8 protein-coding genes are annotated in these 8,412 nt (G+C 46.2%); all 8 read right to left on the bottom strand.

The window, feature by feature from the left end; translation table 11 throughout:
• Nucleotides 1-21: 21 nt before the first annotated feature.
• Nucleotides 22-885 carry an IS3 family transposase gene (locus ASD24_RS26225; RefSeq protein WP_235540873.1) on the bottom strand — a complete coding sequence of 288 codons (864 nt, stop codon included), beginning with the start codon at nucleotides 883-885 and terminating at the stop codon, nucleotides 22-24.
• 11 nt (nucleotides 886-896) lie between these two features.
• Nucleotides 897-1,313, bottom strand: a complete 417-nt coding sequence (locus ASD24_RS26220) for a transposase (protein WP_082560567.1) — start codon at nucleotides 1,311-1,313, stop codon at nucleotides 897-899.
• A gap of 662 nt (nucleotides 1,314-1,975) precedes the next feature.
• On the bottom strand, nucleotides 1,976-3,256 hold the full coding sequence (locus ASD24_RS26215) for an FtsW/RodA/SpoVE family cell cycle protein (RefSeq protein ID WP_056702180.1): 1,281 nt from the start codon (nucleotides 3,254-3,256) through the stop codon (nucleotides 1,976-1,978).
• Nucleotides 3,257-3,478: 222 nt separating this feature from the next.
• On the bottom strand, nucleotides 3,479-4,702 hold the full coding sequence (locus ASD24_RS26210; protein ID WP_056702178.1) for an FtsW/RodA/SpoVE family cell cycle protein: 1,224 nt from the start codon (nucleotides 4,700-4,702) through the stop codon (nucleotides 3,479-3,481).
• 91 nt (nucleotides 4,703-4,793) lie between these two features.
• Nucleotides 4,794-5,675, bottom strand: a complete 882-nt coding sequence (gene prmC / locus ASD24_RS26205) for a peptide chain release factor N(5)-glutamine methyltransferase (protein ID WP_082560579.1) — start codon at nucleotides 5,673-5,675, stop codon at nucleotides 4,794-4,796.
• Nucleotides 5,676-5,699: 24 nt separating this feature from the next.
• The gene (gene prfA, locus ASD24_RS26200) at nucleotides 5,700-6,767 is read right to left on the bottom strand and encodes a peptide chain release factor 1 (RefSeq protein WP_056702174.1); all 1,068 of its coding nucleotides are present in this window, start codon (nucleotides 6,765-6,767) and stop codon (nucleotides 5,700-5,702) included.
• Between the two features lie 469 nt (nucleotides 6,768-7,236).
• On the bottom strand, nucleotides 7,237-7,641 hold the full coding sequence (locus ASD24_RS26195) for a VOC family protein (RefSeq protein WP_056702172.1): 405 nt from the start codon (nucleotides 7,639-7,641) through the stop codon (nucleotides 7,237-7,239).
• A 74-nt stretch (nucleotides 7,642-7,715) separates the two neighbouring features.
• Complete coding sequence (locus ASD24_RS26190; RefSeq protein ID WP_056702170.1) at nucleotides 7,716-8,219, bottom strand: hypothetical protein; 504 nt, start codon at nucleotides 8,217-8,219, stop codon at nucleotides 7,716-7,718.
• Nucleotides 8,220-8,412 lie beyond the last annotated feature (193 nt).

Here is an 8,412-nt window from a genome sequence, read left to right as displayed (position 1 = left end):
CTATGTCAAGAAAGTAGACACTTACGCGACGGATTTGTCCGTAAATTTCTTCGCAAAACGAGCAGGGGAAAGATAACCTAGCGCACCATGCATTCGCTTGCGGTTGTAATAGAACTCAATGTACTGGTAAATGGCGTTATAAGCCTCTTCTGGATTCTTAAAACGAGGGTTACAGTGAATGAGTTCCTTCTTCAAAATACTGTGCCAAGACTCGATACATGCGTTATCGTAACAGTTTCCTCGGCGGCTCATACTGAGCTCCATACCATACGATTTCAGTTGCTCCACGTATTCTTTTGACGTGTACTGCGAGCCACGATCCGAGTGATGTAGCAGTCCTGGAGCGGGGYGTTTGGCCCGGTAAGCATCATTCAATGCACCTAGCACCAGACTCGTTTCCATATGGTTGTACAGACGCCAGCCTACAATTTCACGCGTACATAAATCCAGAACACTGGCGAGATATAACCGGCCTCCTCGGCAGGGAATGTAGGTGATATCGGTGACCCATACGGTGTTCGGTTTGGACGTTTGAAATTGCTGGTTCAGCGTATTTGGTGCAATGGGATGATGATGTTTAGAATCCGTYGTTTGGACACGATACCGAGGASTGTGCACGGAACGAAGATTCATTTGACGCATGTATATACTGACGGTACGGGAAGAGATTCTGTATCCTTCCAGMTGGAGCGCATACGTAATTTTCGGACTTCCACACCGCTTCTGGTGGTCGTAGAAATGAAATCGAATACGCTTCATGATCTCAGTTCTCCGGTGCTGCTGTTTACTTGTTCGATCCATCCGCCACTTGTAATATCCGCTCCGTGACACGTGTAACAGAGTGCACATCTTCTCCAAAGAAAACAGGGAGCGATGGTTTTCCAGAAACTGAAACCTTAGCTCTTTGGTTTGCTGAAGATGTGCACTGCTTTTTTTACAATAGCCAGTTCCTCTTGCGTGTCCGCAAGCGTATGCTCTTTCTCTTGAAGTAACCGGCGCATTTCTTKAAGCTCYGCTTCCAGTTCTTTCACTCGATCTACGCTAGCTACGGGCTCATGTTTAAGTTCGCGATACTTGCCCATCCACTGGTGTAATGTACTTTTTGGAATGTTGAGTTCTTCTGCCAAGTCTCCGAGTGTCTTGGTCTGTTCTTGGATAAATTTTACCGTTTGTTTCTTAATCCACTGGTGTAATGTACTTTTTGGAATGTTGAGTTCTTCTGCCAAGTCTCCGAGTGTCTTGGTCTGTTCTTGGATAAATTTTACCGTTTGTTTCTTGAATTCTTCATTGTATCGTTGCCGCTGTTCTCCCATGTGGACACACCTCCGTTAGCTTTATTATCCTTCTGTCCGTTAACGGGTGTCCACTTTTTATTCTAGCTCCACCACGATTCGTTAGCATTTCCTGAGTGCCATTTTCCCGCCAATAAGGCCAACTGAGTTCGTTAGAGATGACACATGATCAACTGTCGTGACTTCAAATCTCACGCTCACTTGGGGGCATCATCCACTGCCCACGTCTTTTCGAGCCTGCTGTGTCACTTTCTCTTGACGATCCGGTATATCTGCGAAAAACGTCCTTGCTTGAAACGAAAAATTCAAGCTCTGCCTTCCTTCAGAAAGTTCTCAGACACACCCAAGACCAAAAAGAGCCGACCCCACCTATAATGGTGAAAACCGACCCTAATTTAAATGCCGCTATAACGAAGTGGGACACATACTCGGAAGGCGGGGCACCTTTACACGATCATTCCCCCCTTTCCTTTCCAACCTTATGTCCACACCTTGCTTATAGCAATGCCTACGTTTATGTCTGTGATTCTGTTTATGTCTGTCCTCTCGTTTATGCCTGCGATCCTGTTGATGTCTGTCCCTCGTTTATACCTGTGATCCGTTTATGTCTGTCCTTCGTTTATACCTGTGCTCTCATTTATGACTACTCTATATCTGCTATCCTGTCTAAACCACGCTCGAAATTACACCCCTACTTGATCCTGTTCCTTTTCCTTGTTCTTTTCCTTGTTCTTGTTCTTGATTTTGTTCAGCACATCCAGCCCACTCACCCAACTCCGTACTCTTGCTGGCAAACTCGGCGGCTGCTCCTCTGACACGATAACATCTTCATCCTCAGGGCCATACAGTTTGATGCTCATGGCAATCGCGATGCAGGCCATATTGATAAGCAATGACGTTCCTCCGTAACTAATAAACGGTAAAGTAATACCTGTGAGCGGCATCAACCCCAGAAAAGCACCAATATTCTCAAATACCTGATACAGCAACATTCCTATAATTCCAATAATAATCACTGGTCCGGCTCGGTCTTTACATTCCAGTGCAATAAGCACCATCCGATGGATTAGGACAAAATAAAGCAATAGCAGCACTGCACCGCCCACAAAACCAAATTCTTCAGCAATCACGACGAAAATAGAATCCGAATACGTATAAGGCACACGTCCGCTTTGCACCGATGTGCCTTGCAAGTACCCTTTCCCAATGATGCCACCTGATCCTATAGCAAGACCCGCATTTTTGGTATGCCAGGTTGCTTTGGCAGTGGCTTTCTCTGGTACAAGCCAAGGATCGATCCGTTCTGCCCAATGCTCTCGATCCACCTTCTCTAGAAAAGTGAAAATCTCTTCGTGATATGTGACATATGATTTAACGAAGCCAAAAAAAGCCACACCAATAATGGCAATACCAATCAAGGCATGTTTCAGCTTAATATTACCGATCCAGAGCACCGCTGCCAAAATAACAACATACCCCAAGGCATTCCCCAAGTCATTCTGTATCATAACAAGCGCAAAGGGAATAAAGGTCCAGCACCCAATCGGCACGATGTCTCTCCAGAAACCGAGTTCTCTTCCTTTTCGCTTCATAAGCAAATGGGCGAGAAATAGAATTAAGATCATTTTAAACAGTTCCGCAGGTTGAAATGAGAAAGTATCCCCCAGCTTCAGCCAGCCATTGGCATTGTTGACCGAGCCACCCACGAAATTAGCGAGGAGAAGCAAAATATTTCCGATGACATATAAATAGAAAGCATATTTTACAATGAGCTTATAATTGATAAGCCCCATTCCAATTACGACAATGAATCCGGCAATATAAAATTGTAAGGTTTTGATATGATGGTTGCTCAATGTAGAATCGGTCTGCGTCCCGCTATATACAGCAGCTATGCTTATTCCCATAAGCAACAGCAGTACAAACAATATGATTCCATCCATCTTCTTCAACATTCTCAGCATGTGCTCACTCTTCCCCCTAAGATGCTCTTGCCAATCTCTCCTCCCTTTATTGTATAGAATTGGAATGAAAAATGGAAATCCATACACTTATGGTTAAGCCGAATGCGCACCCCTTCCTAGGTAACCACTACTACAACCACAACAAAAAAACCTGAGAACCGTAGATCCATGTTGCTCGAATCTATGGCTTTCAGGTTTTGTTTTATATCCCATGAACCACAATTAGGATTGTTCTTGCTGTGAAGGTTTGCGTTTAAACAATCTCATGATCAGTTCCGTAATGCTAAGTTGTTCTGACGAGCCCAGGATATCTTCGTTCTCCTCCGTGTGTACCTTGATACTCATGACAACCCCCATACTCAGCATGTTGAGCACAAGGGAGGTACCCCCGAAACTGATAAACGGCAGCGTAATCCCCGTCAGTGGCATCAGACCAATAAACGGACCAATGTTAACAAAAATCTGATAGAGTAACATTGATATGATACCAACAATCAGATACGGCCCGGCTCGATCCTTACATTCCAGCGCGATCAACACCAGCCGATGAATCAGAATAAAGTAGAGCAGTAGCAGCACCGAAGCGCCTACAAAACCGAACTCTTCCCCGATCTGAACAAAGATGGAGTCGGCATATGCCAGCGGTACCCGGTTGGATTGAATCGTTGTACCTTCCAAATATCCTTTACCACTAATGCCTCCAGAGCCAATCGCCAGCTTAGCGTTATACGTCTGCCATAGGACATCTCGGGAGGTCTGATCTGGCACAAGCCAAGGATCGAAACGATCTGCCCAGTGGGCACGCCCGATATCCTGAAGGAATTTGGTGATCTGATCGTGATAGTGAACGTACGCTTGCGTACCCGCGATAAAAGCAGCAACAGTGATGATAAAACCAATCAAGGCGTGGCTGAACTTCACATTACCAATCCACAGTAATCCAACCAGAATCACGACGTAACTGAGAGCATTCCCCAAGTCGTTTTGCAACAAAACGAGTAACAATGGAGGCAGTACACAGAGAGCAATCGGGATGACATCTCGTCCAAATAACAAAGGTCTGTTCTTCTTTCGTGCCAGTAAGGCAGACAAAAAGACAATCAAACACAGCTTAAATAGCTCTGCCGGTTGCAAACTTAGACCGAAGATGGACAACCAGCCCTGTGCTCCGTAATAGGTCACACCAAAAAAGTTAACGATAACGAGCAACAGTAGACCGCCACCGTAAATGTATAAATAGTTTTTGATAATCACTTTATAGTTAATCATGGACATTCCGAAGAATACGATGAACCCTATAATATAGAATATCCCAGCCCGCTGGGGATAGGATTCCCACCTCGGACGACCAAACGTGGTGCTATAAATGGATAAAATACTGATAACCATCAAGATAACTAATATAAATACGATGTTGTAGTCAATTTTTTTGAATTTATGCAGCATGTAATTATGTTCCTCCAAGCATTCAGCAATCTTCGGTATATCTCATTGTAGAGGATTTCACGGCAAAAAGAAAACCTCCGCAATCTTACATTTATGTCACCTGTTCCGAAGTGCGAACACCTAGTACATGCCGCTCGATGCCTGCAAGGTCTGGCACGATGATAATCTCCGGCCAATGTCCGGCAGATTCCAGCAAGGCAGCAACGTCACGAGCCTGGCCTTGCCCCAGTTCAAAACCAACAATCTGCGGCGGCGCTGGCAAGAGCGTAAGCTGCTCCAGCATCACCCGGTACGGCGCAAGCCCATCCGGGCCGCCGTCAAGGGCAGTGCGCGGCTCATGATCACGCACCTCAGGCTGTAACCCGGCGATATCTGCCGCCGGGATATAGGGCGGGTTGGACACCAGGATGTCCACCCGTGCCCCAGCGAACGGAGCCAGCAGATCGCCTTCACGGAAGTCGATCTGCACGCCGTTCGCAGCCGCGTTCCGCGCGGCTACTTGCAGGGCGGCCGCCGAGATGTCCCCGGCGCCCACCTGCCACTGCGGGCGAAGCGTAGCCATCGTCACCGCGATGGCACCGCTGCCCGTGCCAATGTCGACGGCGTGCACCGCACCGCCGCCCGCAAACACGCGGCCCGCTTCGCGCAGCACAGCCTCGACCAACAGCTCGGTCTCCGGCCGCGGGATCAGCACGGCCGGCGTGACCTCGAACGGCAGCCCGTAGAACTCCTGGCTGCCGATAATGTATTGCGCCGGCTCACCCGCAGCCTTGCGCGTGACGGCGTCCTCCCAGCGGCTGCGAAGCTCGCTTGGGAAAGGCTCCGGCTGCATCATATAGTACTGGGCGCCATAGACGCCAAGTACATGTTCCAGCAGCAGCCGGGCGTTATTGTGCGGCTCGTACACGTCGCACTTCTCCAAAAAAGAGGAAGCCTCTACGAAGGCTTCCCGACAGCTCTGTCCCTGCGTCATCACAAACTCGGCGCGGGTCACAGATTATTCTCCTCTATCCATCATCTCAGTCTGCTGAGCAATGGTCAGTGCAGACAAGATATCTTCAATTTCTCCGTTCATGATCTGATCCAGCTTGTGCATGGTCAGACCAATACGGTGATCCGTTACACGGCTTTGCGGGAAGTTGTACGTACGAATCCGTTCACTACGGTCACCTGTTCCCACTTTGCTCTTCCGTTCAACCGAAATTTTTGCTTCTTCTTCCATACGTTTCATATCGAAGATCCGTGTACGCAGAACCTGCAACGCTTTTTCTTTGTTGGAGTTCTGGGATTTACCATCCTGACACGTTGCAACAATACCCGTTGGCACGTGTGTTACACGTACAGCGGATTTCGTTGTATTAACCGATTGGCCACCGGCACCACTGGAACAGAACGTATCTACACGGATGTCTTTGTCATGAATTTCAATATCAAAATCTTCCGCTTCCGGCATAACCGCAACCGTTGATGTGGATGTATGAATACGTCCGCCAGATTCTGTTGTTGGAATACGTTGCACACGGTGTGCACCGCTCTCGTATTTCATTTTGCTGTAAGCGCCGCGGCCGTTAATCATGAAGACAACCTCTTTGAAACCACCGAGATCGTTCGTGTTCACGTCCATCAGCTCAACACGCCAGCCTTGTGCGTCTGCATAGCGCGTATACATCCGGTATAGATCTGCTGCAAACAATGCTGCTTCATCTCCACCAGCCGCTCCGCGAATCTCCACAATAACGTTTTTGTCGTCATTTGGATCTTTTGGCAGCATAAGTACACGAATCAGTTCTTCCAATTCCTTCTGACGAGTGCTCAGTTCTTCAATTTCCATTTTGACCATTTCACGCATCTCATCATCTAACTTCTCGCCTTGCATTTCCTTCGCAGCATCGAGATCTTCACTTACCTGTTTGTATTCATTGTACGCATCGTAAGTTGGTTGCAGATCGGATTGTTCCTTAGAATACTCGCGCAGCTTCTTGTTATCACTTGCTACATCCGGGTCACACAACAGCTCGCTAAGCTTGTCGTAACGGTCGGCCAAAGCCTGTAATTTATCCAACATTATATCGTCACCTCACGTATTATTTTCATTCATGTCGTTTCTTACAACGACATTCGTACTATTTATAATTCACAACGCGCTGGATTTCCTTGAAATCCCCTGACTTAGCATTGATTAATATTCATATATGATCGACGTATAACATCGCTACAACGTCATCAAATCCTTTACTTTTAAAGTGATATAAATAAATCGCGTACCTTGCTACAGAACCCGCTTCAACTCTTCGAGTTAAGTAACATCTTCAACCTAGGTATACGACTCTTAATTATAGCATATTCTTATGATTCTGAATAGCAACCGTTCTGCTGCTGGATGAACTAAATTTTCCACTGTGTAGGAATGAATATCATTGCATATAACAAGCCTGTCTAAACGGTGTAGGAAAAAACGCCGATGACCTTCACTAGGCAACCGGCGTTTCATATTCATACATGTCTACGTGCTTACTTTTGGGATGGAACGACCTCTATTGGCCTTTGGGCATTCGGCTCTCGTCCATATACAGCAAGTTCCAACGGTGACCATCCAGATCGGCAAAGCCCGCACCGTACATCCAGCCGTCGGTTTCACTGGGCTTACCAAAGACGCTGCCTCCGGCGCTCTCTACTTTTTGAATAAAGGCATCTACTTCTTCCCGGCTCTCCGCACCTATAGAGAAAATCACCTCTGCACTATGGGAAGTATCTGTAACGTTGGAACCTGTAAATTTCTCAAACGCTGCATTCGGAAACAGCAAAATTGTCGTTTGACCTATGGTAAGCTTGGCTCTCTTGTGACCAACATTCACTGTATGGAATCCAATTTCGTTGAAAAAGCGTGTAGACTCCTCAACATCTTTGACAGGCAGGTTAATCCAAATATCCTGTGACATGGTCGTAGCCTCCTATAAATGAATTCAACTATGCACAATATACTCTATTTCTGACACCAGAAACGAGTTTTCTCCTAACTTTCTCTCTCCGAAACATAATCAGAAATTCCCCACTGTCCTTCTTGATACGTTAATATCATTTCCAAAGCAATCGCCCCTTCATTCGCACGATACTTACTGACCTCAAGCATCATTTCATTTGGATCGTCTGACTGTTTGCACTTTTCAATGGTTAGGAGAATGCCTTTAAGCTTGGTTCCACCCTGCTCAGCGTATTTCTGCTCTAATAATTGTTCATGAGTATAGTTATAGATGGGAACATTATATTGTTGTTTTAGGTAGGATTCAATCACTTCTCGCTCGGAATCTTCCAGAGGAATCGCTTCGTTCAACACCAGAGAAATGTACTCCATATTCGCATTAAGAGCCGTATCTATCGATATCAATTCCTCTAGCGCAACACGGTAAGGTTCAGTGCGCATATTTTGAGAGCTCTCGTCAGTTGTATCATTTGCACAAGCCGATATTAGGAACACAACCACCACACTGAATGCAACACACACCAACTTTAATTTCATTAAAATGACAATCTCCCCTTATGATTATTGTAACGTTACTACCTGAACGCTATTCAGTACATAAGAGTTGCACATCCCTAGAAATTGTAATGATATGTTCCTGTTTAACATTAATAGTTGGGTATATACAAAAGCCCTGCCACCTTCCTAAGAAGGTAACAGAGCCATTTTCAACAAACCTACGTGGGTAGGT

This window comes from Paenibacillus sp. Root52, assembly GCF_001426865.1.
Classification (GTDB): Bacteria; Bacillota; Bacilli; order Paenibacillales; family Paenibacillaceae; genus Paenibacillus.
This window is presented reverse-complemented; position numbering and strand designations above follow the sequence as displayed.

Coding starts and splice junctions, on each gene's coding strand:
- ASD24_RS26215 (WP_056702180.1), bottom strand. CDS start 3,256: ATGCTGAGAATGTTGAAGAAGATGGATGGAATCATATTGTTTGTACTG.
- ASD24_RS26210 (WP_056702178.1), bottom strand. CDS start 4,702: ATGCTGCATAAATTCAAAAAAATTGACTACAACATCGTATTTATATTA.
- prmC (WP_082560579.1), bottom strand. CDS start 5,675: ATGACGCAGGGACAGAGCTGTCGGGAAGCCTTCGTAGAGGCTTCCTCT.
- prfA (WP_056702174.1), bottom strand. CDS start 6,767: ATGTTGGATAAATTACAGGCTTTGGCCGACCGTTACGACAAGCTTAGC.
- ASD24_RS26195 (WP_056702172.1), bottom strand. CDS start 7,641: ATGTCACAGGATATTTGGATTAACCTGCCTGTCAAAGATGTTGAGGAG.
- ASD24_RS26190 (WP_056702170.1), bottom strand. CDS start 8,219: ATGAAATTAAAGTTGGTGTGTGTTGCATTCAGTGTGGTGGTTGTGTTC.